Origin of the sequence: Streptomyces azureus (genome assembly GCF_001270025.1) — a bacterium.
In the GTDB taxonomy this organism is placed as follows: domain Bacteria; phylum Actinomycetota; class Actinomycetes; order Streptomycetales; family Streptomycetaceae; genus Streptomyces; species Streptomyces azureus.
In genome coordinates, this window is the sequence record NZ_DF968204.1 from 1 (window position 1) to 22,319 (window position 22,319).

Here is a 22,319-nt window from a genome sequence, read left to right on the forward strand (position 1 = left end):
GCCGCTTGAGGTAGTCGAACACACTGGCCGCGACCTTCCGCACCGGCCGCCCCGCCCGCTCGATCTCGCAGCGTCCGCTGCCGACGTCGTACCGCACGAATTCGGCCAGCGGCCCGCTGTCGTCCCCGAAGAACGAGAACCGCGACCGCCCCGGCTCCACCAGCGAACTGTCCAGCCAGAACGCCCGCGAAGACCCGGCGTACATCCGCGCGAACGCCGCCTCGGCATCCACCGCACCACCGATCCGCCGACTGTGCAGCCGGTACCCGACGCGCTGGGGGCGACGGGGGCGGGGGATGGCGGCGGTGGGCGGGCCGCCCGCGTCGGACGGAGTGCGGGTGACGGCCGGACCGGCCTCGGCGCGCGCCTTGCCCCTTGCCGTCGGGACGGCCGCGGCGGGCGTCCCGGTGTCGGCGGGCGGATCCGACGCACCGGATGGACCTGCACCGGAGGAGGGCACGGTTCCGCTGGATGGCACGGGCCGGGTGGGCGTCCCGGTGTCGCCGGATGGATCGGCTGGGCCGGACCAACCCGGCCTGGCGGACGGACCGGCCCCGGCGGATGGACCGGCGTCAGCGGACGGACCGGCCGCCCCGGACGGACCAGCCCCGGTACGTGTACCAGCCCCGGTACGTGTACCAGCCCCGGTACGTGTACCAGCCCCGGTAGGTGTACCGGCCCCGCCGGACCAGGCCGCCCCGCCCGACGGGATCACCGCTCCCCAGAGCGTGGCCGCAGGCCGACGGCCCGCCGCCGACGACCGAGAGACCCCCGCCTCGCACTCCGGTACCACCACGCGGCGCCGGGCCGATGACTCGTGCGACGGCACTGCCGTGTTCTTCGTGCGCAGCTTGCCGGCCCGCTCCGCGGTCAGGTTGCGGAAGTTCACGAGCATGCGATGGCCGAACTCCGTGAGAACGGACTCCGGATGGAACTGCACGCCCCACAGCGGCCGGGTGCGGTGCCGCAGACCCATGAGGACGCCGTCCTCCGCCCAGGCCGTGGCCTCCAGCATCTCCGGCAGCGGCTCGCGGACGGACAGCGAGTGGTAGCGGACGGCGGAGAAGTTCTGCGGCAGGCCCTGGAACAGGTCGCGTTCGTCATGCCGGATCGTGGACAGGTGCCCGTGCCGCGGCTGCGGAGCGGGCCCCACCACTCCGCGCTCCCCGAGCGCGATGCCCTGATGGCCGAGACACACGCCTAGCACGGGAACCGGGGAGGTCGCGACCAGCCTGGCCGCGATGCCGAAGTCACGCGCGTCCGCCGGGTGCCCGGGACCCGGGGACACCACCAGGTTGTCGAACTCCCGGAGATCCGGAACCCCGTCGACGGCGGCGTCGTTGCGGACGACCACCGGCTCCTCGCCGTTGACCTCGGCGATCAGCTGGAACAGGTTGTACGTGTACGAGTCGTAATTGTCGATGAGCAGGGTCTTCACCGCCCACCTCCCTCTGTTCGTTCGCGGGCCTACGTGGCCCGGCGTATGTGCCGTCCGCGGAGCGCCTGGAGCGACGGGTACAGCCATTTCCTGAAGAAGCGCTGGAGCCGCGGCATGAGAATCCAGGTGACAAGGGCCGTCACGCACAGACACAACAACAGCGTGCGGATCAGTGCATTGAGGTCACCGAGATCGGGAAGCACCGTCAGATTGAACAGGAGCACCGGCGGAAAAACCGCGCTCATATTCACGAACCACAGTTTCCATTTCGACGGCGGAGCCGGTGGCGCGGGTGTCAGCGTCTGCACCTCGAACCAGGCGCGGACACCCCGCACCCGCCTGCGCACCACCTCTTGGGCGAGCCCCTCCAGCCGGGCGTCCCACTGTGCCCGGGAGGGTGATTTCTCCCAGGCCAGGGCCGCACCCTCGCTGGCGAAGCGATAGACGACATGCCACTCCGCCCCTCCGTCGACAAGTACCCCACCCCTCCAGAAACCCCGGTTGCCGCGCGGTCGCGCCCAGCATGGCCCACCCCCAGGAGTGGAAGTCGGCCGTCCGGCCCGGCATCACGCGATAGGCCACGGTGACCGTGACGGGATTACTGGGCACGCCGTCCCATACGGAAAGCGGTTCACGCGCGTTCAGGATTCAACAAATAATTTTCCGCATCCGGAACGTGAAGCTTTTGAGCAGATGGGAATCGCCCCCTATCACCTGGCGTGCCCCCTCCGGCGAGCTGGCGTGACCCCTCCGACCAGCCGGGCGCAATCCCCGCGATCACCTGGGCGTAAGCGCGCTCTCCGCCCGCTCCACCGGCGCCTCCCCGAACCGCGACAGCGCCAGCGCCCCGGCCACCGCCACCGCGAACCCGAGCAGCGCCGGCCACTCCAGCCCCGGCCGCGTACGGTCCCCGAGCCACACCACGCCGATCAGCGCGGGCGCGACGGTCTCACCGAGCACCAGTCCCGCGGTCGCCGTGGTCACCGACCCGCGCTGGAGGGCGGAGGTCAGCAACAGGAACGCGGCCCCGCCGCCGAGCAGCAGCGCGTACGCCGCCGGGTTCGTGAAGAGCACGGCGGGCGTCAGACCGTCGATGAGCCGCACCGCCACCTCCACCACCCCGAACCCGAGCCCGGCACCCAGCCCGAGCGCGAGCGCCCGCCCCCGCTCCGGCAGTCGCCCTCCCACCCCGCCGAGCAGCAGCACCCCGACCGCCGCGGCGAGCATCGCCCACCTCAGCCAGACCGGCCCGACCTCCTCACCCTCCGCCCCGGACGCCAGCCCCAGCAGCGCGAGCCCGGCGCACACCACCCCCACCGCCGCCCACTCCATGCGGCTCAGCCGCACCCTGAGCAGCCGCGCCGCGACCACGGCCGTCACCGCGAGGCTCGCGGCCAGCGCCGCCCCCACGGTGTAGATCGGCACCGACCGCAGCGCGGCGATCTGGAGCAGGAAGCCGAACCCGTCCATCCCGAGCCCGACCAGATACCGCCACTGCCGCAGCGCCCGCCACAACAGCGCCACGTCCCCGCCCGGGCCGGTCGCCACCGCCCGCGCGGCCATCGCCTGCAACACCGTCGCCGTACCGAAGCAGACCGCCGCACCAAGGGCGCACACCATTCCAAAAATCACAAAATGACAGTAGAGGAGGGGGTGTGAGCCGGGGGGTCATGCGCGCTCGCTCACACCGGTCTCTAGGCTGACCGCTCGGCAGTACCTATCAGGGACACGCAGTGCACGACGGGGACACGGGGAGACACGGACATGGCTGAAACACGGCGGCGACTGCGCTCGAGCACGGTGGTGTTGGGCGGCATGGGTGTCCTCGCGGCGGCCCTGTCCGCGTGCGGCTCCGACCCGGACCGCCGCTGCGTGGACCGGGACAGCCACGACTACATCAACGGCTACAAGATCGTCGCCGACAAGAACTGCAAGTCCGGCTCCTCGTCCTCCTACGGCAAGGGCCGCAAGACGACCGGCAAGACCAAGAGCACGAACGCCGACTGGTACTACGACGCCGACGTCAGCGGCGGCTACGCCGACAACGGCACCTTCAGCCGCAGCGAGGCCGTCGACCGGGGCGGCTTCGGCTGCTCGGGCTCCGGCAGCAGCGGCGGCTGACGGACCGTACGCACATGGAACGCCGCACCCTCACCCCCCGCCCCGGCTGGCAGCAGACCGTCGAGGAACAGGGCCTGATCTACCCCCTGACCCGCTACCCCGACGGCTCCCTGCGCCCCTACTGGGACGAAAGCGCCTACTACGTCTTCACCCTTGCGGAGATCGAGGCCCTGGAAGAGGTCGTCGAGGAACTCCACCGCATGTGCCTCACGGCGGCCGGCCACATCGTCACCGAGGACCGTTTCGCGGACCTGGGCATCACCGACCCCCGCGTGGCCCAGGCGGTCGCCGAGTCCTGGCACCGCCGCGCCGAACTCCCCTCCCTCTACGGCCGTTTCGACCTCCGCTACGACGGCACCGGCCCGGCCAAACTCCTGGAGTACAACGCCGACACCCCCACCTCACTGGTGGAGGCCGCGTCCCCCCAGTGGTTCTGGATGGAGGACCGCTTCCCCGGCGCCGACCAGTGGAACTCCCTCCACGAGCGCCTGATCGACGCCTGGCGGAAACAGGCCGCCCTCCTCCTGCCGGGCAGCCCGCTGTACTTCGCGTACTCCTCCGCCGACGAACTCGGCGAGGACCTCATGACGGTCGCCTACCTGAAGGAGACAGCCGAGCAGGCGGGGATGGAAACCGACTGGATCTCCATGGAGGAGATCGGCTGGGACCGCCTCTCCGGCCGCTTCGTCGACAACCGCCTCCGCTTCATCCGCAGCATCTTCAAGCTCTACCCCTGGGAGTGGCTCACCACCGACCGCTTCGCCGACCACGTCCTGGAGACGCTGGACAACGGCGGCGGCACCGGCTCCACCCTCTGGATCGAGCCGGCCTGGAAAATGCTCCTCAGCAACAAGGCGCTCCTGGCCATCCTCTGGGAGCTGTACCCCGACCACCCCAACCTCCTCCCGGCCTACCTGGACGGCCCCCGGGACCTGCCGGGCTGGGTCGCCAAGCCCCTCCTCGGCCGAGAGGGCGCGGGCGTCACGATCCAGGAACCCGGATCCCCCCGGGCCCGCCGGGACGAACCCTGCTGCTACCAGGAACTGGCCCCCCTGCCCGACTTCGACGGCAACCACGTGGTCCTGGGCGCATGGGTGGTGGAGGACGATTCGGCGGGCCTGGGCATCCGAGAATCCTCGGGCCTGATCACGGACGAGTACGCCCGCTTCCTACCGCACGTGATTCTCTGAAAGGGGCCGGGGGAGGGACGCCCCTCCGAGGGGCGCGGAGAACTGCGCGACCAGCCACAGGCAACCCGCACCCGGCAGCGATGCCCAACCCGGCAGATGCTCCCCCGCCCCCTCACCCGGTAGGCTGATCACCGGGCCGTGACTGGCGTGCTGGGATGGGACCGACCATCGGGAAGCGGCCCCCGGACCTGGTTGAACCCCGGGGACCGGAACCGTGCCGTGCGCCTGGGCCGTACCGTGAACGCTGAACGCAACGTCCGGAGGTCCATTCATGCCAGCCGAGCCCCTCTCCACCGCTTCCACCGCCTACCGCGCCGCCCTCGACGTCATCCGCGCCGTAGAGCCGCGCGTAGCCGACGCCATCGGCCAGGAGGTCGCCGACCAGCGCGAGATGCTCAAGCTGATCGCCTCCGAGAACTACGCCTCCCCGGCCACGTTGCTGGCGATGGGCAACTGGTTCAGCGACAAGTACGCCGAGGGCACCATCGGCCGCCGCTTCTACGCGGGCTGCCGCAACGTGGACACCGTCGAGTCCCTCGCCGCCGAGCACGCCAAGGAACTCTTCGGCGCCCGCCACGCCTACGTCCAGCCGCACTCCGGCATCGACGCCAACCTGGTCGCCTTCTGGTCGGTCCTCGCCCAGCGCGTCGAGGTCCCGGCCCTGGAGAAGGCCGGCGCCCGCCAGGTCAACGACCTCTCCGAGGCCGACTGGGCGGAGCTGCGCCGCGCCTTCGGCAACCAGCGCATGCTCGGCATGTCCCTCGACGCCGGCGGCCACCTCACCCACGGCTTCCGCCCGAACATCTCCGGCAAGATGTTCGACCAGCGCTCCTACGGCACGGACCCGGCCACCGGCCTCATCGACTACGAGGCCCTGCGCACCTCCGCCCGCGAGTTCAAGCCGCTGATCATCGTCGCGGGCTACTCGGCCTACCCCCGCCTGGTGAACTTCCGGATCATGCGCGAGATCGCCGACGAGGTCGGCGCCACGCTCATGGTGGACATGGCGCACTTCGCCGGCCTGGTCGCGGGCAAGGTCCTGACCGGCGACTTCGACCCGGTCCCGCACGCCCAGATCGTGACGACGACCACCCACAAGTCGCTGCGCGGCCCCCGCGGCGGCATGGTCCTGTGCGACGACTCGCTCAAGGACCAGGTCGACCGCGGCTGCCCGATGGTCCTCGGCGGCCCGCTTCCGCACGTCATGGCCGCCAAGGCCGTCGCCCTCGCGGAGGCCCGCCAGGAGTCCTTCCGCGACTACGCCCAGCGCATCGTCGACAACTCCCGCGCCCTCGCCGAGGGCCTGATGCGCCGCGGCGCGACCCTCGTGACCGGCGGCACGGACAACCACCTGAACCTGATCGACGTCGCCTCCTCCTACGGCCTCACCGGCCGTCAGGCCGAGGCCGCGCTGCTCGAGTCGGGCATCGTCACCAACCGCAACGCGATCCCCGCCGACCCGAACGGCGCCTGGTACACCTCCGGCATCCGCATCGGCACCCCGGCCCTGACCACCCGCGGCCTGGGCACGGCGGAGATGGACGAGGTCGCGGCCCTGATCGACCGCGTCCTCACCACGACGGAGCCGGGCACCACCAAGTCGGGCGCCCCCTCCAAGGCGGCCCACGTCCTCGACGCGAAGGTCGCCGACGAGATCAGCCACCGCGCAACGGACCTGGTGGCGGGCTTCCCGCTCTACCCCGAGATCGACCTCGGCTGAGATCCGCAGGGCTCACCGCGAGCGAGACCTCGGCGCGCTCACCGGCGTCAGGGCTCCCAGGTCGATCAGCTCATGCAGTGGCTCCTCACGTGGCGGCGGTCCGGCTTCGCGCCGGGCCGCCGCGCGGCGTATCACATGACTGCCGCCGAGCCCCAGAAGCAGGCCCCCGGCAGCCCACCAGACACCGCCCTCCACCGGGCCGGACCCACCGCGGCGGACCGGTCACCGGTAGTCCCGTCGGGCAGGGGGAGGACGTCGGCGACCCGTTTCACCGGCTCACCGAGCAGCCCCGCTCTGCAGGGCCATCGCCGCCGTCAGCGCTCCCGCGCCTGCGATCAGTCCACGAACCCTGCACCACCATTGACGCATCCGAGCCCCCAGCCAGCCGATCTGCGCGGCCCCGAGAGCCGCCCGTCACTTCTGGTACACCGCCCGGCCCGTCGGGGTTCCCACCCCGCGGGCTATCTCGGGGACTCGCCGCGCGGAGCCGTGGCCGACCTCGCGATCTCCACCGCCCGCGCCTTCGACGCGACGCCCTCCAGTCGCAGCGTGACGACGCCGTCAACGCCCGGGGAGGTCCACAGCAGGGTCGGCCCGGCCGTCCGCTCCTCACGCGTGTAGCGGTCACCGTCCGCCTCGACCAGCCAGAAGTTCAGCAGATGCGGCCGCGGGAACCACAGGGCCCAGTCCGTCACATCGCCGTTCCCGGGCTCGCCCCGCAGCGCCACCCACCCCGGCTGCTCGCGCACGCGCTTGACGAAGCTGGTGTCCAGACGCGCCCGGTACTCGTCCAGCCGTATGGTGCGCCCCTGCTCACTCCAGCACAGGCTCATCAGGACCCGCCCATGCGGCTGGCTGCTCACAGTCACCGCGTCCGGCGTCCCGAGACCCTTTGGCACCACTGGCGCGAACCCTGCCCGCTGCTCGGCCTGCGCGAGGGAGACCGGCTGTCCGCAGCCGGGCACCTCGGCGCTGTGAGTGGGCACCGCCGACGGGTCGTACCTCACCTCGACCCCGCCGAAGTCGAACCAGTCGGCCACCGCGGCCCGCACGGGGGGCGTGAGCACGAGCACCGTCAGCAGCCCGCACAGCGCCGCGGTCAGCGACCGCCACCGCGCGTGCGCCCAGCGCCGGACCGACCGCAGCCGCTCCCGGACCCCGGGCGGTTCGGCCACCGGCACCGGCGTCTGCTCGGCCAGTATCTGCGCCAGCACCCGCTCCGCCATCGACTCCGGACCGGCGCCGCCCGGCGCGTCGAGCGACCTCCCCAGCGCCCGCAGCTCCTCCCGCAGCCGGGCGGCTTCCGCGCGTCGGCGCGGCGCCCTGTCAGCGTCGTAGCGCCCGGCGTCGCCGTCGGGCACACCCCGTCCGTCACTCATGCTCCTCACCCCCCTCCCGAGGCTGGAAGTCCGGCAGCAACCTGGCCAGCTTGCGCAGGGCACGGTTCAGGCGCGACTTCACCGTCCCGCGCGGCCAGCCAAGGGCCTGGGCCGTCTCCGGCTCGTCCATCTCCAGCAGGTACCGGTAGGTGACGACCAGTCGGTGCTCCTCGCTCAGTTTCTCCAGGGCGGCCAGTAACGCCGCGCGGCGCTCCGCCTCCAGTGTCGCGACCGCGGGGTCCGCCGACTCCGGTATGAGCGGCTCGGCCTTCACCAGCGCCGCCTCCCGGTCGGCGAGCGTGCGCTGGCGCGCGGCCCTGCGCACTGTGTTCCTCGTCTCATTGGCGACGATCGCCAGCAGCCACGGCTTGAACGCCATGCCGTCCCGGAACCTGCCCAGGGCGCAGTACGCCTTGACGAAGGCCTGCTGCACCACGTCCTCAGCGTCCGCTCCCGCCCCGAGCGCGGTGGCCGCCCTGAGCGCGATTGCCGTATGCGTCCGCACCAGCACCGCGTACGCCTCCGGCTCTCCGGCGCGTACGCGTGCGATCACCGCGGCCTCATCGGCGATGCGGCCCCCCTCCCGCGTTCTCACACTCTTGTTACACCGCCGGACAGGGATCGGTTCCCACCTGTTTCGGACCAGTTCCGGATCGCCCCACGGGACCTGAGAGAATGGTGAACATGGCCTCTGACCGACCTCGCGTGCTGTCCGGAATCCAGCCCACCGCCGGCTCGTTCCACCTCGGCAACTACCTCGGCGCCGTGCGCCAGTGGGTGGCCCTCCAGGAGACCCACGACGCGTTCTACATGGTCGTCGACCTGCACGCGATCACCATCCCGCAGGACCCGAAGGACCTGCGCGCCAACACCCGCCTGGCCGCCGCCCAGCTGCTGGCCGCGGGTCTGGACCCGGACCGCTGCACGCTCTTCGTCCAGAGCCACGTCCCCGAGCACGCGCAGCTCGCCTGGATCATGAACTGCCTCACCGGCTTCGGCGAGGCGAGCCGGATGACCCAGTTCAAGGACAAGGCCGCCAAGCAGGGCGCCGAGCGCGCCTCCGTCGGCCTGTTCACGTACCCGATCCTCCAGGTCGCGGACATCCTGCTCTACCAGGCGCACGAGGTCCCGGTCGGCGAGGACCAGCGCCAGCACGTCGAGCTCACCCGCGACCTCGCCGAGCGCTTCAACGGCCGCTTCGGCCAGACCTTCACCGTCCCGAAGCCGTACATCCTCAGGGAGACGGCGAAGATCTACGACCTTCAGGACCCGTCGATCAAGATGAGCAAGTCGGCGTCCACGCCGAAGGGCCTCATCAACCTCCTCGACGAGCCGAAGGCCACCGCGAAGAAGGTCAAGAGCGCGGTCACCGACACCGAGACGGTGATCCGCTACGACGTCGAGAACAAGCCGGGCATCAGCAACCTCCTCACGATCTACTCGACCCTCACCGGGGCGGGCATCGCGGAGCTGGAGGAGAAGTACGCCGGCAAGGGCTACGGCGCGCTCAAGACGGACCTCGCCGAGGTCATGGTCGAGTTCGTGACGCCGTTCCGGGAGCGCACGCAGCAGTACCTGGACGACCCGGAGACGCTCGACTCGGTCCTGGCCAAGGGCGCTGAGAAGGCACGCGCCGTCGCCGCGGAGACCCTCGCGCAGGCGTACGACAAGGTCGGCTTCCTGCCCGCCAAGCACTGAACCCGCTCCCGCGCACAGCCGTACCACCGAACAGCGCTGTACATCACTTCGGTTGCGCCTGCCTGTAACCGGGTCGTGGCCGTACAGTCGATAACCGGGTGGTCGTATCAGCGGCCACTCCGCTCGATCCGGCGGGACTCGCTCCGGCAGGACGGGTCTCACCAACTGAAACGACAGGAGACGACGTGGGGACCGTAACGATCGGTGTCTCGATCGCGGTCCCGGAGCCTCACGGCAGCCGGCTTCAGCAGCTGCGCGCGGGCTTCGGCGACGCCGCGGCTCACGGCATTCCCACGCACGTCACCCTGCTGCCGCCGACGGAGATCGACGAGTCAGCCCTGCCGGCCGTCGAGGCGCATCTCGCCGAGGTCGCCGCGACCGGCCGACCGTTCCCGATGCGGCTGTCCGGCACCGGCACGTTCCGGCCCCTGTCGCCGGTGGTGTTCGTGCGGATCGTCGCGGGTGCGGAGGACTGCACCCGGCTCCAGGAGCAGGTCCGCGACCCCGCCGGGCCGGTGGTACGCGAACTGCAGTTCCCGTACCACCCGCACGTCACGGTGGCGCACGGCATCGACGAGGCGGCGATGGACCGCGCCTTCGAGGAACTCGCCGACTACGAGGCCGAGTGGCCGTGCACCGGCTTCGCCCTCTACGAGCAGGGCGCCGACGGTGTCTGGCGCAAGCTCCGCGAGTTCCCCTTCGGCGGCTCGGTGGTCCCGCCCCAGGCCGGACATGTGGAGCGCGGCTCCGTCCCCACCTGGTGATCCGCTCGTAGGTCAGATCGGCAGTCGCCGGAACATCCCGCGCGGCATGTGCCGCAGCGCCGACATCACCACGCGCAGCGCGCCCGGCACCCACACCGTCTCCGAGCGGCGCCGCAGCCCCAGCTCGACGGCCGTCGCCACCGCCTCGGGCGTGGTCGCGAGGGGCGCCTCGGGCAGGCCGGCGGTCATCCGCGTCCGGACGAAGCCGGGGCGTACGATCATGACGTGCACGCCCGTGCCGTGCAGCGCGTCGCCCAGGCCCTGCGCGAAGGCGTCGAGGCCCGCCTTGCTGGAGCCGTAGATGAAGTTCGCGCGGCGGGCCCGCTCGCCCGCGACGGAGGACATGACGACCAGCGAGCCGTGCCCCTGGGACTGGAGCGCGCGGGCGCACACCAGGCCCGCCGAGACCGCGCCGGTGTAGTTGGTCTGCGCGACCCGCACCGCCGCCTGCGGCTCCCGCTCGTCGCGGGCCTGGTCGCCGAGGAGGCCGAAGGCGAGCAGCACCATGTCGATGTCTCCCTCGGCGAAGACCTTGCCGAGCACGGCCTCGTGGGAGGTGGGGTCGAGCGCGTCGAAGGCGACGGTGTGCACATCGGCCCCGAGCCCGCGCAACTGCCCGGCGGCTTCCTCCAGGGCGGGCGACGGGCGGCCGGCCAGCCAGACCGTGCGGGTGCGGCGGGCGATCAGCCGGCGGGCGGTGGCCAGCGCGATCTCCGACGTCCCGCCGAGGACGAGCAGGGACTGAGGGAGACCGAAGGCGTCCTTCATGACAGCTCCTAGAGGTTGCCTGGTGTGCCTGTGCCTAGAGGCCGAGGCGGCGGGACAGATCGGACGTGAAGACCCCGTGCGGATCCAGTTCCGCGCGCAGGGTCCGGAACTCGTCCAGCCGCGGGTACATGGCCGCGAGCAGCTCCGGGCGCAGCCGGGCGTCCTTGGCGAGGTAGACGCGTCCGCCGGCGGTGGCGACCTCCTCGTCGAGTTCGTCGAGGAACGCGCCGAGGCCGGGCAGGCCCGCCGGGATGTCCAGCGCCAGCGTCCAGCCGGGCACCGGGAAGGACAGCCAGCCCGGGTCGGACTCCCCGAAACGCTTGAGGACGGCCAGGAACGACGGGCAGCGGCGTTCGGAGATGCGGCGCACGATGCGGCGCAGGGCGTCCTCCTGGCCGTAGCCGACGACGAACTGGTATTGCACGAAGCCGCCCCGGCCGTAGACGCGGTTCCAGTGGGGCACGCCGTCCAGGGGGTGGAAGAAGGCGGAGATGCGCTGGAGTTGGCAGGACCGCGCACGGGGGGCCTTGCGGTACCAGAGCTCGTTGAAGAGGCCCACGGTCGTACGGGTGAGCAGGCCCTCGGGCAGGCCCGCGGGGGCGGACGGGAAGCGGGAGGTGCGGAAGGACAGCGGGTTCCGGCGCAGGCGGGCGGGGAGGGTGTCCAAGGGCGCGTGGTCGCCGCGGGTGAGGACCGCGCGGCCGGTGGCGGCGCCCCGGGCCAGCAGGTCGATCCAGGCGACCGAGTAGCGGTAGCGGTGGTCGGTCGCCGCCAGCCGGGCCATCAGGTCGTCGAGGTCCGCCGCCCGTTCGGTGTCGACCGACATCAGTGAGGTCTCGACCGGCTGGAGCCGGATCGTCGCGGTGAGGATCACCCCGGTCAGTCCCATGCCGCCCGCGGTGGCGTCGAACAGGGGCGTTCCGGGGATCACCGTGCGGATCTCGCCGTCTGCGGTGAGCAGTTCGAAGGCCAGCACGTGCCGCGAGAAGGAGCCCGAGACATGGTGGTTCTTGCCGTGGATGTCGGCGCCGATCGCCCCGCCGACGGTGACGTAGCGGGTGCCGGGGGTGACCGGCACGAACCAGCCGAGCGGCAGCAGCACCTCCATCAGCCGGTGCAGGGAGACGCCCGCGTCGCACAGCACGGTGCCGCCGTCGGCGTCGATCGCGTGCACGCGGTCCAGGCCCGTCATGTCGAGCACGGACCCGCCCGCGTTCTGCGCCGCGTCCCCGTACGCCCGTCCCAGGCCCCGGGGGATCCCGCCGCGGGCCCCGCAGTCGCGGACGGCCGCCGCGGCCTCCTCGTAGGTCTGCGGGCGGATGAGCCGGGCGGCAGTGGGCGCGGTGCGGCCCCAGCCGGTGACGGTGGTGTGGTCCAGGCCCATGACGTCCGGGACGGAATCGGTGTCGGCAGACATGTCCGTGACCGTATCGCCCCAATGTGAGCTTTTAGTTCGAGAACATGGCGCTCCTCCCCGAAACGGGTGATTAATGGGATGTCGCTCAATATTGCCGGAGTTCAGGCCAGGTGGGCGTGAACAGTGAGTCCACATGGACGACCTCGACGACCTGCACGACATGGATCACCGGATCGTTTCGGCGCTCAGAGCGTGCGGCACCGACCCGCGCGTGGCCGGCGCCGCGCGTGCCCTGTCCTGGGCGGGGGAACACGCGGCGCTGTGGCTGGCGGCGGGGCTCGCCGGAGCCGCCGTCGACGGCAGGAGACGCGGCGCCTGGCTGCGCGGCACGGCGCTCACCGCGGGGGCGCACCTCGTCAGCATGGGGGTGAAGCGGATCGTGCGCCGCCCGCGCCCCGCGCACGTCGAGCCCCTGGTGCGCACCGCCGGCCGGCACTCCTTCCCCAGCTCGCACGCCACGTCCGCCGCTGCCGCCGCCGTCGCCTTCGGCGCCCTGGGAGCGCGCGCCGTCCCGCCGCTCGCCGCCGCCGTGTGCGTCTCGCGGCTGGTGGCCGGCGTCCACTACCCCTCGGACGTCGCGGCGGGCGCGGCCCTCGGCGCGCTCACGGCCCGGCTCGGCGCCCGCTGGATGAGGGGAGCCCACCATGGCTGAGACGGCCGTCCTGCGGCAGCGCACCCCCCAGGAGCGGTCCGCGCCACCCCGCAAGGGCAGTCTCCTGGCCGGTCTCCTGCGGACCGCGCGGCCCAGGCAGTGGGTGAAGAACGTCCTGGTGGTCGCCGCCCCGGCGGCCGCCGGCGAGCTCTTCTCCCGGCACGTCCTGACCCAACTCGCCCTCGTCTTCGTCCTCTTCACCGCCTGCGCCGCCGCCGTCTACCTCGTCAACGACGCCCGCGACGCCGAGGCCGACCGCGCCCACCCCACCAAGCGGCACCGCCCGGTCGCCGCCGGACAGGTCCCCGTGCCCGTCGCCTACGCCGTCGGCGGCTGCCTCGGCCTGCTCGCGCCCGCGGCCGCGGCCTGGCTCTGTTCCCCGACCGTCTCCGCCCTGCTGACCGCCTACCTCGGCATGCAACTGGCCTACTGCGTCAGCCTCAAGCACGTTCTCGTCGTCGACCTCGCCGTCGTCACGACCGGTTTCCTGATGCGGGCGATGGCCGGCGGGCTCGCCCTCGGCATCCCGCTGTCGCGCTGGTTCCTGATCACCACCGGCTTCGGCGCGCTGTTCATGGTGTCGGCCAAGCGCTACTCCGAAGCCGTGCAGATGGCCGGACAAGCGGGCGCCACACGGGCGTTGCTCACCGAGTACACCACCGGCTACCTCCGCTTCGTCTGGCAGCTCGCGGCCGGTGTCGCCGTCCTCGGCTACTGCCTGTGGGCCATGGAGGAGGGCGGCGTCCCGCACACCAGCGTGCTGCCCTGGCGGCAACTGTCCATGGTCGCCTTCATCCTCGCCGTCCTGCGGTACGCCGTCTTCGCCGACCGCGGCACGGCCGGGGAACCCGAGGACGTCGTCCTGCGCGACCGGGCGCTCGCCCTCATCGGCCTGGTGTGGGTGGCGATGTACGGCCTGGCGGTGGCCAATTGGTGACCCCGCGCGCGTGGTCGAGCCCCACGGCCCCCTGCCGCCGGGAGCTCCTGGGTTTCGCCGCCGTCGGTCTTCTCGCCTACGCCGTCGACCTGGCCCTGTTCACCTGCCTGCGCGGCCCCGCCGGGCTCGGCCCGCTCAGCGCCAAGACCCTGTCCTTCGTGGCCGCCTGCTCGGTCGCCTACGCGGGCAACGCCCTCGGCACCTACCGGACCACGCGAGTCCGGGGCCTGCGCCCGTACGCCGCCTTCTTCGCGGTGAACCTCGCCGGTGCCGCCGTCCAACTGCTCTGCCTCGCCGTCAGCCACTACGGCCTCGGGCTCACCTCGCAGCGCGCGGACACCGTCTCCGGCGCGGTCATCGGCATGACACTGGCCACGATTCTGCGGTTCTGGGGTACCCGTACATGGGTCTTCCGGGCGGAGGGCAGAGTCGGATCATGGACTGGCTGAAAAAGCTCCCGGTCATCGGGCCGTGGGCGACACGGCTGATGATCACCCACGCGTGGCGGTCGTACGAGCGGCTGGACCGCGTGAAGTGGACGCGGCTGGCCGCCGCGATGACCTTCACGAGTTTCGTCGCGCTGTTCCCGCTGCTGACGGTGTCGGCCACGATCGCCGCCGCCACGCTCAGCACGGAGCAGCAGGACAAGCTCCAGGACAAGATCGCCGAGCAGGTGCCCGGCATATCCGACCAGCTGGACATCGCCGGCCTGGTCGACAACGCCGGCACGATCGGCCTCATCGCGGGCGCCCTGCTGCTGTTCACCGGCATCAGCTGGGCCGGTTCCATGCGCGAGTGCCTGCGGGCGGTGTGGGAGCTGTCCGACGAGGAGGAGAACCCGGTCCTGCGCTACGCCAAGGACGCGGGTGTCCTGATCGGCCTCGGCGGCGCGATCCTCGTCACCATCGCCGCCTCCACCGTCGCCTCCGCGATGATCGGCTGGATCACCCGGCACCTCGGCATCGACGAGGGCGGCTGGAGCGGTGTCCTGCTGCACATCGCCGCGTTCCTGATCGCCGTACTCGCCGACTTCCTGCTGCTGCTCTACGTCCTGACGCTGCTGCCCGGCGTCGAGCCCACGCGCCACCGCCTCTTCGTGGCGGCGCTGACCGGCGCGGTCGGCTTCGAGCTGCTCAAGCTGCTGCTCAGCGGCTACTTGCAGGGCGTGGCCGCGAAGAGCATGTACGGCGCGTTCGGCGTGCCCGTCGCGTTGCTGCTGTGGATCAACTTCACCTCGAAGCTGGTGCTGTTCTGCGCCTCCTGGACGGCGACGCAGAGCAAGGAGGAGGAACTGCCGGACGTCACGGGCGAGTCCGGCGGCGCACCAGATCCGGCAGCGGCCAGCGGCGGTTGACCAGGAAGGCGCCGCCCGCGAGCAGCACCAGCACACCGCCGGTGATGCCGAGCGCGATGCCGATGCCGCTGGCGCCGTTCGCGGCCGGGGCGCTGGCCACCGGCTTCGCGCCGGTCCCGGCCGTGCCGCCCGCGCCGTTCCCGGAGCCACCGGCCTCACCGGAGGGGTTGGCGCCGGGCTGGGCACCGGCCTGCGCGGCGCTCCTCGGCGGCACCAGCTCGCCCACGGGCTGGACCTTCCCGGCCGCCTTGAAGCCCCAGTCGAGCAGCCGGGCGGTCTCCTTGTAGACCGCGTTGTGCTCGTCCTTCTCCGGGTTCATCACCGTGACCAGCAGCACCTTGCCGTTCCGCTCGGCGACGCCCGTGAAGGTGGCGCCCGCGTTGGTGGTGTTGCCGTTCTTGACGCCGGCGATGCCCTGGTAGACGGGCACGTCCGAGTCACCGGACAGCAGCCGGTTGGTGTTCCGGATCTCGAAGGGCTTGCGGACCGGCTTGCCCTTCTTGCCCTTCTTCGTCTCGCCGGGGAACTTCGCGGTGACCGTCGAGGCGTACTCGCGGAAGTCCTTCTTCTGCAGCCCCGATCGGGCGATCAGCGTCAGGTCGTACGCCGACGAGACCTGCCCCTCGGCGTCGTAGCCGTCCGGGCTGACGACGTGCGTGTCGAGGGCCTGGAGCTCCTCGGCGTGCTCGTTCATCTCCTTGACGGTGTTCTCGACGCCCTTGTTCATCGCGGACAGCACGCGCACGGCGTCGTTGCCGGACTGGAGGAAGACCCCGAGCCACAGGTCGCGGACGGTGTACGTCTCGTCCTCCTTTATCCCGACCATGCTGGAGCCCGGGCCGATGCCCGCCAGGTCGGAGGGGGCGACCTTGTGCTCGGCCGTGCTCGGGAACTTGGGCAGCAGCGTGTCCGCGAACAGCATCTTCAGCGTGCTCGCCGGGGCCAGCCGCCAGTGCGCGTTGTGCGCGGCCAGCACGTCACCGGACTCGGCGTCGGCGACGATCCAGGAGCGGGCGCTCACGTCCTTCGGCAGCACCGGCACGCCGCTCGCCAGGTTCACCTGCGTCCCCGGCTGCCCGAGCCGGGCGCCGCCCACGCTCGACATCGACGCCGGGGGAGTGGCCGACGGACTGCCCGAGGGGCTCACCGACGGGCTGCCCGAGGGGCTCGGGGCCGCGACGGCCGCGGGTGCGGCCAGGGCGAGAGACGACAGGACGGCGGAGGTGACCAGCAGGGATCGCCTGGCGGTCTTTTTCGGAGCGGGCACGATCGGAAACGTACATGCCGTACGGGGGGAAGTCCCGCCCGCGGCCCCACCCCGGGAACGGAACCGGACAGGCTCTGGCGATACTGGACTCATGCTGTGCTCATCCGGGGGACAACCCCCGGATGCCCGGCCGACCCCGGGAGCCCGGCGTTGTGATGAAAGGTCTGATTTTGTGAAGCTCAGCCGCCCCGTCTCCTGGTTCCTGCTCGCCTTCGGGGTGTGGAGCTGGGTCATCTGGATCACTTTCGTCAAGAACCTTGTCAAGGACAGCAGCGGGCTCGCCTTCGACGACGGTCATCCCACGGCGTACTTCTGGGTGCACCTGCTGCTCGCAGTCGTTTCCTTCGTATTGGGGACGGCCATCGGGGCCATCGGGTTGCGTGGTCTGCGCGCACTGCGCCGGACGTCATAACGGCAATCGGGAGACACGACACCGTGGCCATCGTCTTCTTCGTGCTCGTCGCACTGCTCGTCCTGGCCGTCATCGTGACGGCCAACTGGTACGTGTGGCGCCGCCTGTTCCGCGACACGACCCGCGGCCCGGGCCTGACCCGCCGCACGGGCGCGGTCCTGATCGCCGGCGGCTGGATCCTCGCGATCACGGCCCTGGTCGCCGAACGCTCGGGCGCCCCCTTCTGGCTCCAGCAGGTCCTCGCCTGGCCGGGCTTCCTGTGGCTGGCCCTGTCGATATACCTGCTGCTGGCCGTGGTGGCGGGGGAGGTCGTACGACCTCTGCTCAGACGGTTCCTGGAACGGCGGGCGAGAGCGACGGAGCCCGGCCCGGTGACGCGGAGCCCCCTGGCCGAGACGGACTCGGAGACGACGCCCGGCACCCCGGCGAAAACCGACCCGCCCTCCGACGCGGAACACCTCCCCGGCACGCCTGCCGTACCCGGCGGGGCAGCCGCACCACAGAAGGGCGACGCCGGCGTGCCCGGCGGAGCGCCTGCTGCGGCGGCGGTGGTTGACGGGCAGGCGGACGTCGGCGCCGGTGTGCCCGGCGGGGTGGCGGCTTCGGCGACGGCGACGGATGCGCCGCAGGTGGATCGTGCCGGTGTGCCTGGCGGAGCGCCCGCTTCGGCGACGGCGGCGGCCGGGCCGCAGACGGGTCCTGCCGGCGTGTCCGGCGGAGCGTCCGCTTCCGCCCCCCACCCCCAGGCCGACCCCGTATCCGCCTCACCCGCCACCCCCGACAGCTCACCACAGCCGCTCGCCACCCCGGACACCACCGACACCACCGCCCCCACCGGCCCCTCACGCCGTCTCTTCGTCTCCCGCGTCGTCGCCGGGGCCGCCGCGGCCGCTGCTGTCGGGACCGTCGGGTACGGGACGTACGGCGTGCTGCGTGGGCCCAGGGTGAAGCGGGTCACCGTGCCGCTGGCCAAACTGCCGCGCGCGGCGCACGGGTACCGGATCGCCGTGGTCAGTGATGTGCACCTCGGCCCGGTCCTGGGCCGCGGCTTCGCGCAGAAGGTCGTCGACACGATCAACGCGACCCAGCCCGACCTGATCGCGGTCGTCGGCGACCTGGTCGACGGCAGTGTGAAGGACCTGGGCCCCGCGGCGGCCCCGCTGGCCCAGCTGAGGTCCCGTCACGGGTCCTACTTCGTCACCGGGAACCACGAGTACTTCTCCGGCGCGGAGCAGTGGCTCGAGGAGGTCCGGCGCCTCGGCCTCACCCCCCTGGAGAACGCCCGCAGGGAGCTGCCGCACTTCGACCTGGCCGGAGTCAACGACGTGACCGGCGAGGACGAGGGCCAGGGCCCCGACTACGCCCGGGCTCTCGGCGACCGCGACACAGCACGCGCGTGCGTGCTGCTCGCCCACCAGCCCGTGCAGATCCACGACGCCGTCGACCACGGCGTGGACCTCCAGCTCTCCGGCCACACCCACGGCGGCCAGCTCTGGCCCGGCAACTTCCTCGCCGCCGCCGCCAACCCGACCGTCGCGGGCCTGGAGCGCTACGGCGACACCCAGCTCTACGTCTCACGCGGCGCGGGCGCCTGGGGCCCGCCCACCCGGGTCGGGGCACCGTCGGACATCACGCTGATCGAGCTCGCGTCGAAGCAGGCCTGACCCTGTGGGAACGCTGTGAAACCGGGCCGAAACGCCCATCGGTAAGTTCTTTCCCAACTCGTCGGATCTCCCTTCCGCCAGGTCAAACACCTGTGATTGGGTGAGGCCGCCACAAAGGGGTGTGGCACTGGCACAAGGGCCCCAGGGGCCTCGGGAGGGCAAGGCCGATGCGATCGGTTCGCATGCGGATACTCGCGGGACTGCTCGTCCTGGCGGCCGTGGCGGTGGGCGCCTGGCAGCTCGTGCCGTCGAAGCAGGACGGCACGACCATCACGGTCGGCACGACGGACGCCGTCACGTCCCTCGACCCGGCCGGCGCCTACGACGCCGGTTCGTGGGCGCTGTTCAGCAACGTGTTCCAGTCGCTGCTCACCTTCGCCCCGGGCGGCACCACACCCGTGCCGGACGCGGCCAGGAGCTGCGCGTTCGCCGACGGCGACCTCACCACGTACCGCTGCGAACTGCGCTCAGGACTCACCTTCCCGAGCGGCCGGAAGATGACCGGCGAGGACGTGAAGTACTCCTTCGACCGGATCATGAAGATCAAGTCCCCGGTCGGCCCGGCGTCCCTGCTCGACACTCTCCGTTCCGTGGACGCCGACGGGCTGACCGTCACCTTCCACCTGTCCTCGCCCGACGCCACGTTCCCGTTCAAGGTGGCCACCGGCGCGGGCTCGATCGTCGACCACACCGCCTACCCGGCCGCCAAGCTGCGCACCGGCGACGGTGTCGACGGCACCGGCCCGTACACCCTCACCTCCTACACGAAGGACGACAAGGCGGTCCTCGCGCCCAACAGCCGCTACCAGGGCGCCGTCAAGGGGGGCGCGGACCGGCCGGTCGCGCTGCGCTACTACGCCACCCCCGGCGCCCTGGACACCGCCTGGAAGGACGAACAGGTCGAGGTCGCGACCCGCCAGCTGCCGCCCGGCGTCCTCGCCGACCTGAACCCGAGTGACCCCACGCAGCGCGTCTTCGAGGCGGACGGCTCCGAGACCCGCAACCTGTACTTCAACACCCGCGCGGGCAAGCCCCTGCACGATGCGAAGGTCCGGCAGGCCATGGCCTGGCTGATCGACCGCGAGCGGCTGGCCGCCACCGTCTACGACGGCACCGTCGACCCGCTGTACTCCCTGATCCCGGCGGGCATCACCGGGCACACCGCCTCGTTCTTCGACGACTATCCCGGGCCGGACCCGAAGAAGGCGCGGCAGCTGCTCGCCCGGGCCGGCGTGACCCTGCCGGTCCGCTTCACCTACGGCTACGCCAAGGGCCGCGGTGCCGGTGCGCAGGAGGCCGCCGAGATCAAGCGGGAGCTGGAGGCGAGCGGCCTGTTCAAGGTCACCCTCCGGGGCTACGAGTGGACCGACTTCCAGAAGCGGTGGGCGAGCGGCAGGCTCGACGCGTACGCCGTCGGCTGGGTCGCCGACTTCCCCGACCCGGACACTTTCGGCGCCGCGCTCGTCGGCAGTGGCAGCGCCATGAACACCGGCTACAGCAGCAAGACCGTGGACCGGCTCATCAAGGACAGTCAGCGCTACGCCGACCGGGGCGAGGCCGACCGGGACTTCCGCTCGGTGCAGCAGACCGTCGCCCAGGACGTGCCGGTGCTGCCGCTGTGGCAGGCCAAGGAGTACGTCGTCACCACCGAGGACATCAGCGGCGGCCAGTATCTGTCGGACGGCACGGGCGTGTTCCGCCTCTGGAGACTCACCGGGATCTGACGCCGTGCCTCAGGAGCGGGAGCGAGGCGGGGCCGCCGGATCCGGGATCGCCCGCGTCATCCCCGGCAGGAAGTCCGTGAACAGTTCGTGCACCTCGCGCACCAGCGGCCGCAGCACCCGGAAGCGGGCCAGGGCGACGCCCCGCGCGGTGAGCCGGGCGCCGCGCTCGGCGAGCCGGTAGCTGCGCTCCCGTCCCTCGGTCCGGTCGAAGATCCAGTAGAGGACGAGCCCCATCTGGGACAGCCACATCAACTCGGGCAGGATGTCCCGCAGTTCCTCGGGCACCTTGGTCCTCGTCGCCCCGGCCAGAACCTCCCGGTGGACGCTGATGGCCTCCTCGCGCGCGTGCTCCGACTCCGGGGAGAAGGGGCTGAGCGGGCTGTCCGGGTCGGCGGCGTTCTTGAAGAACTGCACCGCGAACTCGTGGTAGGGCGCGGCGATGTCCAGCCACGCCCGCAGCACACCCGCGAGCCGGGCCTCCAGATCGGTCTCCCGGTCCAGGATCTCCCGGACCGCCACCTGGTGCTCGGCGGCGATCCGGTCGTAGAAGCCCTGGATCAGGTGCTCCTTGCCCGCGAAGTAGTAGTACGCGTTGCCGACGGAGACCCCGGCCTCCGTGGCGATGGCCCGCATCGTCGTCTTGTCGTAGCCGCGCTCCTGGAACAGCCGCATGGCCGTCTCCAGGATCAGGGCGCGGGTCTGCTCGGACTTGCTGGGGGTGGCGCCGTCGTCGGGGCCGTCGTTCTTCGCGGGCACGGGAAGAGAGCCTAACGTCAGCGCCCCGGCGCCCGGTGAGGGGCGCAGGTGCCGTCGGTGCAGCCCGGCGCGGTGTAGGTCCAGCCGAGGGCCGGATCGTAGGACCACCCGTCCGCCCGCCGGTACACCCGGCCGCCCCACCGCGCCCCGCCCTGCTGCCCCCGGTTCCACTGCGCCCCGCGCCACTTGGCGGCGGCCAGTACCGCGCCCTTGGCGAGCCGGGCGCCGGACGGAGTGCTCAGCCGGTGGGCGAGCGGCCGGTGCTCGCGCAGCGCCCACAGGGTGACGACCCAGGCGGCGGGGCCCCGATAGACCTGCCCGGCGTCCCCTACGACGGTGATCTCGTCGAGGGTGGCGCCGTGGTCGAGGCCGGGAAGGCGCCGCCGGGCCTCCTCGGAACCGGCCGGGACCAGCTCCAGCGGCACCAGCTGAGGCTGCCGCCGGAGCCAGTCGCGCAGGAACGCGCACAGGGAGCACTCGGCGTCGTACAGGACGGTGAGCCGGCGGACCGGTGCGGGTGCGTTCATGCCGGTCTCCGCTCAGGCCTGCGCCGACGGGGCGACCCAGCCCTGCGGCGGCACCGGCGGCACCTGCTCCCGCTCCATGGCGCCCCGGCGCCGGATCCGGTTGAGCACATAGACGTTGGCCAGGTGCATCACGCCGAGCACCAGCAGCACCACGCCGAGCTTGGTCGACAGGGCCTCGAAGACGCCGCGCGTGTCGGTGATGGTCTCGTCGCCGCTCAGGTACAGCGCGACGAACCCGAGGTTGACGAGATAGAAGCCGACCACCAGGAGGTGGTTGACGGCGTCGGCGAGCTTCTCGTTGCCGTGCAGCACGTCGGCGAGGAAGATCCTGCCGTTCCGGCTGAGCGTGCGGGCCACCCAGATGGTCAGACCGACGCTGACCAGCAGGTAGATGACGTAGGCGATGACCGTGCGGTCCATTGCCCCACCCTTCTTGAACACGTTCAAAACGCTGTCGGGGATGACTCTAGACCGCTTTTTGAACATGTTCAACACGTGGTCCCGAGTGATTGTCAGTGGTGCCTCGTACTG

The 22,319-nt window shown here is 71.7% G+C and carries 22 protein-coding genes, 1 pseudogene and 1 riboswitch; of the genes and pseudogenes, 12 read left to right on the top strand and 11 right to left on the bottom strand.

The window, feature by feature from the left end:
* The 3 genes and pseudogenes from AOQ53_RS45765 to AOQ53_RS04210 all read right to left on the bottom strand — a co-directional run.
* A partial coding sequence (locus AOQ53_RS45765) for a glutamine amidotransferase-related protein (RefSeq protein ID WP_236711565.1) occupies positions 1–1,438 on the bottom strand: 1,438 nt, incomplete at its 3' end.
* A 29-nt stretch (positions 1,439–1,467) separates the two neighbouring features.
* Positions 1,468–2,047: pseudogene (locus tag AOQ53_RS04205) on the bottom strand (antibiotic biosynthesis monooxygenase).
* 168 nt (positions 2,048–2,215) lie between these two features.
* A complete protein-coding gene (locus AOQ53_RS04210; protein ID WP_059415084.1) occupies positions 2,216–3,058 on the bottom strand; it encodes a DMT family transporter in 843 nt (280 codons plus the stop codon).
* Positions 3,059–3,202: 144 nt separating this feature from the next.
* On the opposite strand from AOQ53_RS04210, the gene AOQ53_RS04215 reads away from it, so the two are divergent.
* The 3 genes from AOQ53_RS04215 (at position 3,203) to AOQ53_RS04225 (ending at position 6,469) form a co-directional block, all read left to right on the top strand.
* Positions 3,203–3,559 carry a hypothetical protein gene (locus AOQ53_RS04215; RefSeq protein WP_059415086.1) on the top strand — a complete coding sequence of 119 codons (357 nt, stop codon included), beginning with the start codon at positions 3,203–3,205 and terminating at the stop codon, positions 3,557–3,559.
* A 14-nt stretch (positions 3,560–3,573) separates the two neighbouring features.
* A complete protein-coding gene (locus AOQ53_RS04220) occupies positions 3,574–4,749 on the top strand; it encodes a glutathionylspermidine synthase family protein (RefSeq protein ID WP_059415088.1) in 1,176 nt (391 codons plus the stop codon).
* A gap of 128 nt (positions 4,750–4,877) precedes the next feature.
* Positions 4,878–4,987, top strand: a riboswitch (ZMP/ZTP riboswitch).
* Between the two features lie 33 nt (positions 4,988–5,020).
* Positions 5,021–6,469, top strand: a complete 1,449-nt coding sequence (locus AOQ53_RS04225; RefSeq protein WP_059415090.1) for a glycine hydroxymethyltransferase — start codon at positions 5,021–5,023, stop codon at positions 6,467–6,469.
* 461 nt (positions 6,470–6,930) lie between these two features.
* Here the strand turns inward: AOQ53_RS04225 and AOQ53_RS04230 are convergent, their stop codons facing one another.
* Entirely contained in the window at positions 6,931–7,848 is a 918-nt protein-coding gene (locus tag AOQ53_RS04230) for a hypothetical protein (protein ID WP_059415092.1), read from the bottom strand.
* Positions 7,841–8,443, bottom strand: coding sequence for an RNA polymerase sigma factor (locus AOQ53_RS04235; protein WP_174523227.1), 603 nt, complete (start codon positions 8,441–8,443; stop codon positions 7,841–7,843). The genes AOQ53_RS04230 and AOQ53_RS04235 overlap by 8 nt, the downstream gene beginning before the upstream one ends.
* An 89-nt stretch (positions 8,444–8,532) precedes the next feature.
* Between AOQ53_RS04235 and trpS the strand changes: the two genes are divergently transcribed.
* The gene (trpS, locus tag AOQ53_RS04240; RefSeq protein WP_059415125.1) at positions 8,533–9,546 is read left to right on the top strand and encodes a tryptophan--tRNA ligase; all 1,014 of its coding nucleotides are present in this window, start codon (positions 8,533–8,535) and stop codon (positions 9,544–9,546) included.
* A 185-nt stretch (positions 9,547–9,731) separates the two neighbouring features.
* The gene (locus AOQ53_RS04245) at positions 9,732–10,310 is read left to right on the top strand and encodes a 2'-5' RNA ligase family protein (RefSeq protein WP_059415093.1); all 579 of its coding nucleotides are present in this window, start codon (positions 9,732–9,734) and stop codon (positions 10,308–10,310) included.
* Between the two features lie 12 nt (positions 10,311–10,322).
* Here AOQ53_RS04245 and AOQ53_RS04250 read toward each other — a convergent pair whose 3' ends face one another.
* Together AOQ53_RS04250 and AOQ53_RS04255 are read right to left on the bottom strand one after the other, a co-directional pair.
* Positions 10,323–11,078: a decaprenylphospho-beta-D-erythro-pentofuranosid-2-ulose 2-reductase gene (locus AOQ53_RS04250; RefSeq protein ID WP_059415095.1), complete on the bottom strand. Its 756-nt coding sequence runs from the start codon at positions 11,076–11,078 to the stop codon at positions 10,323–10,325.
* A 34-nt stretch (positions 11,079–11,112) separates the two neighbouring features.
* Entirely contained in the window at positions 11,113–12,495 is a 1,383-nt protein-coding gene (locus AOQ53_RS04255) for an FAD-binding oxidoreductase (protein ID WP_059415096.1), read from the bottom strand.
* Positions 12,496–12,628: 133 nt separating this feature from the next.
* Here AOQ53_RS04255 and AOQ53_RS04260 point away from each other — a divergent pair, with 133 nt between their 5' ends.
* The 4 genes from AOQ53_RS04260 to AOQ53_RS04275 are packed head-to-tail and all read left to right on the top strand — an operon-like array spanning position 12,629 to position 15,438.
* Entirely contained in the window at positions 12,629–13,147 is a 519-nt protein-coding gene (locus tag AOQ53_RS04260) for a phosphatase PAP2 family protein (protein ID WP_059415097.1), read from the top strand.
* Positions 13,140–14,084: a decaprenyl-phosphate phosphoribosyltransferase gene (locus AOQ53_RS04265; protein ID WP_059415098.1), complete on the top strand. Its 945-nt coding sequence runs from the start codon at positions 13,140–13,142 to the stop codon at positions 14,082–14,084. The genes AOQ53_RS04260 and AOQ53_RS04265 overlap by 8 nt, the downstream gene beginning before the upstream one ends.
* Positions 14,081–14,533 (top strand): GtrA family protein, encoded by a 453-nt coding sequence (locus AOQ53_RS04270; protein WP_059415100.1) that lies wholly within the window; start codon positions 14,081–14,083, stop codon positions 14,531–14,533. Before AOQ53_RS04265 ends, AOQ53_RS04270 begins: the two co-directional genes overlap by 4 nt.
* The gene (locus tag AOQ53_RS04275; protein WP_174523228.1) at positions 14,521–15,438 is read left to right on the top strand and encodes a YihY/virulence factor BrkB family protein; all 918 of its coding nucleotides are present in this window, start codon (positions 14,521–14,523) and stop codon (positions 15,436–15,438) included. The genes AOQ53_RS04270 and AOQ53_RS04275 overlap by 13 nt, the downstream gene beginning before the upstream one ends.
* Here the strand turns inward: AOQ53_RS04275 and AOQ53_RS04280 are convergent.
* Positions 15,386–16,705, bottom strand: coding sequence for a D-alanyl-D-alanine carboxypeptidase family protein (locus AOQ53_RS04280; protein WP_059415102.1), 1,320 nt, complete (start codon positions 16,703–16,705; stop codon positions 15,386–15,388). The genes AOQ53_RS04275 and AOQ53_RS04280 overlap by 53 nt on opposite strands.
* 172 nt (positions 16,706–16,877) lie before the next feature.
* Between AOQ53_RS04280 and AOQ53_RS04285 the strand changes: the two genes are divergently transcribed.
* The 3 genes from AOQ53_RS04285 to AOQ53_RS04295 all read left to right on the top strand — a co-directional run bounded on the left by AOQ53_RS04285 (position 16,878) and on the right by AOQ53_RS04295 (position 20,505).
* Entirely contained in the window at positions 16,878–17,117 is a 240-nt protein-coding gene (locus tag AOQ53_RS04285) for an SCO4848 family membrane protein (protein ID WP_010047056.1), read from the top strand.
* 23 nt (positions 17,118–17,140) lie between these two features.
* On the top strand, positions 17,141–18,781 hold the full coding sequence (locus AOQ53_RS04290) for a metallophosphoesterase (RefSeq protein WP_059415103.1): 1,641 nt from the start codon (positions 17,141–17,143) through the stop codon (positions 18,779–18,781).
* Positions 18,782–18,963: 182 nt separating this feature from the next.
* The gene (locus AOQ53_RS04295) at positions 18,964–20,505 is read left to right on the top strand and encodes an ABC transporter substrate-binding protein (protein WP_236711566.1); all 1,542 of its coding nucleotides are present in this window, start codon (positions 18,964–18,966) and stop codon (positions 20,503–20,505) included.
* A 9-nt stretch (positions 20,506–20,514) separates the two neighbouring features.
* Here the strand turns inward: AOQ53_RS04295 and AOQ53_RS04300 are convergent, their stop codons facing one another.
* Genes AOQ53_RS04300 through AOQ53_RS04310 form a run of 3 tightly spaced genes read right to left on the bottom strand, consistent with a single transcriptional unit; the run spans position 20,515 to position 22,208 of the window.
* A complete protein-coding gene (locus AOQ53_RS04300; RefSeq protein ID WP_059415105.1) occupies positions 20,515–21,261 on the bottom strand; it encodes a TetR family transcriptional regulator in 747 nt (248 codons plus the stop codon).
* A gap of 17 nt (positions 21,262–21,278) precedes the next feature.
* Positions 21,279–21,788, bottom strand: coding sequence for a thiol-disulfide oxidoreductase DCC family protein (locus AOQ53_RS04305; protein ID WP_059415108.1), 510 nt, complete (start codon positions 21,786–21,788; stop codon positions 21,279–21,281).
* A gap of 12 nt (positions 21,789–21,800) precedes the next feature.
* A complete protein-coding gene (locus tag AOQ53_RS04310; RefSeq protein ID WP_059415110.1) occupies positions 21,801–22,208 on the bottom strand; it encodes a hypothetical protein in 408 nt (135 codons plus the stop codon).
* Positions 22,209–22,319: the final 111 nt, after the last annotated feature.

Bases quoted from the DNA above. Each gene is read 5' to 3' on its own strand.
- AOQ53_RS04210 (WP_059415084.1), bottom strand. From the start codon at position 3,058: ATGGTGTGCGCCCTTGGTGCGGCGGTCTGCTTCGGTACGGCGACGGTG.
- AOQ53_RS04215 (WP_059415086.1), top strand. From the start codon at position 3,203: ATGGCTGAAACACGGCGGCGACTGCGCTCGAGCACGGTGGTGTTGGGC.
- AOQ53_RS04220 (WP_059415088.1), top strand. From the start codon at position 3,574: ATGGAACGCCGCACCCTCACCCCCCGCCCCGGCTGGCAGCAGACCGTC.
- AOQ53_RS04225 (WP_059415090.1), top strand. From the start codon at position 5,021: ATGCCAGCCGAGCCCCTCTCCACCGCTTCCACCGCCTACCGCGCCGCC.
- AOQ53_RS04230 (WP_059415092.1), bottom strand. From the start codon at position 7,848: ATGAGTGACGGACGGGGTGTGCCCGACGGCGACGCCGGGCGCTACGAC.
- trpS (WP_059415125.1), top strand. From the start codon at position 8,533: ATGGCCTCTGACCGACCTCGCGTGCTGTCCGGAATCCAGCCCACCGCC.
- AOQ53_RS04250 (WP_059415095.1), bottom strand. From the start codon at position 11,078: ATGAAGGACGCCTTCGGTCTCCCTCAGTCCCTGCTCGTCCTCGGCGGG.
- AOQ53_RS04255 (WP_059415096.1), bottom strand. From the start codon at position 12,495: ATGTCTGCCGACACCGATTCCGTCCCGGACGTCATGGGCCTGGACCAC.
- AOQ53_RS04260 (WP_059415097.1), top strand. From the start codon at position 12,629: ATGGACGACCTCGACGACCTGCACGACATGGATCACCGGATCGTTTCG.
- AOQ53_RS04265 (WP_059415098.1), top strand. From the start codon at position 13,140: ATGGCTGAGACGGCCGTCCTGCGGCAGCGCACCCCCCAGGAGCGGTCC.
- AOQ53_RS04275 (WP_174523228.1), top strand. From the start codon at position 14,521: ATGGACTGGCTGAAAAAGCTCCCGGTCATCGGGCCGTGGGCGACACGG.
- AOQ53_RS04295 (WP_236711566.1), top strand. From the start codon at position 18,964: ATGCGGATACTCGCGGGACTGCTCGTCCTGGCGGCCGTGGCGGTGGGC.
- AOQ53_RS04305 (WP_059415108.1), bottom strand. From the start codon at position 21,788: ATGAACGCACCCGCACCGGTCCGCCGGCTCACCGTCCTGTACGACGCC.
- AOQ53_RS04310 (WP_059415110.1), bottom strand. From the start codon at position 22,208: ATGGACCGCACGGTCATCGCCTACGTCATCTACCTGCTGGTCAGCGTC.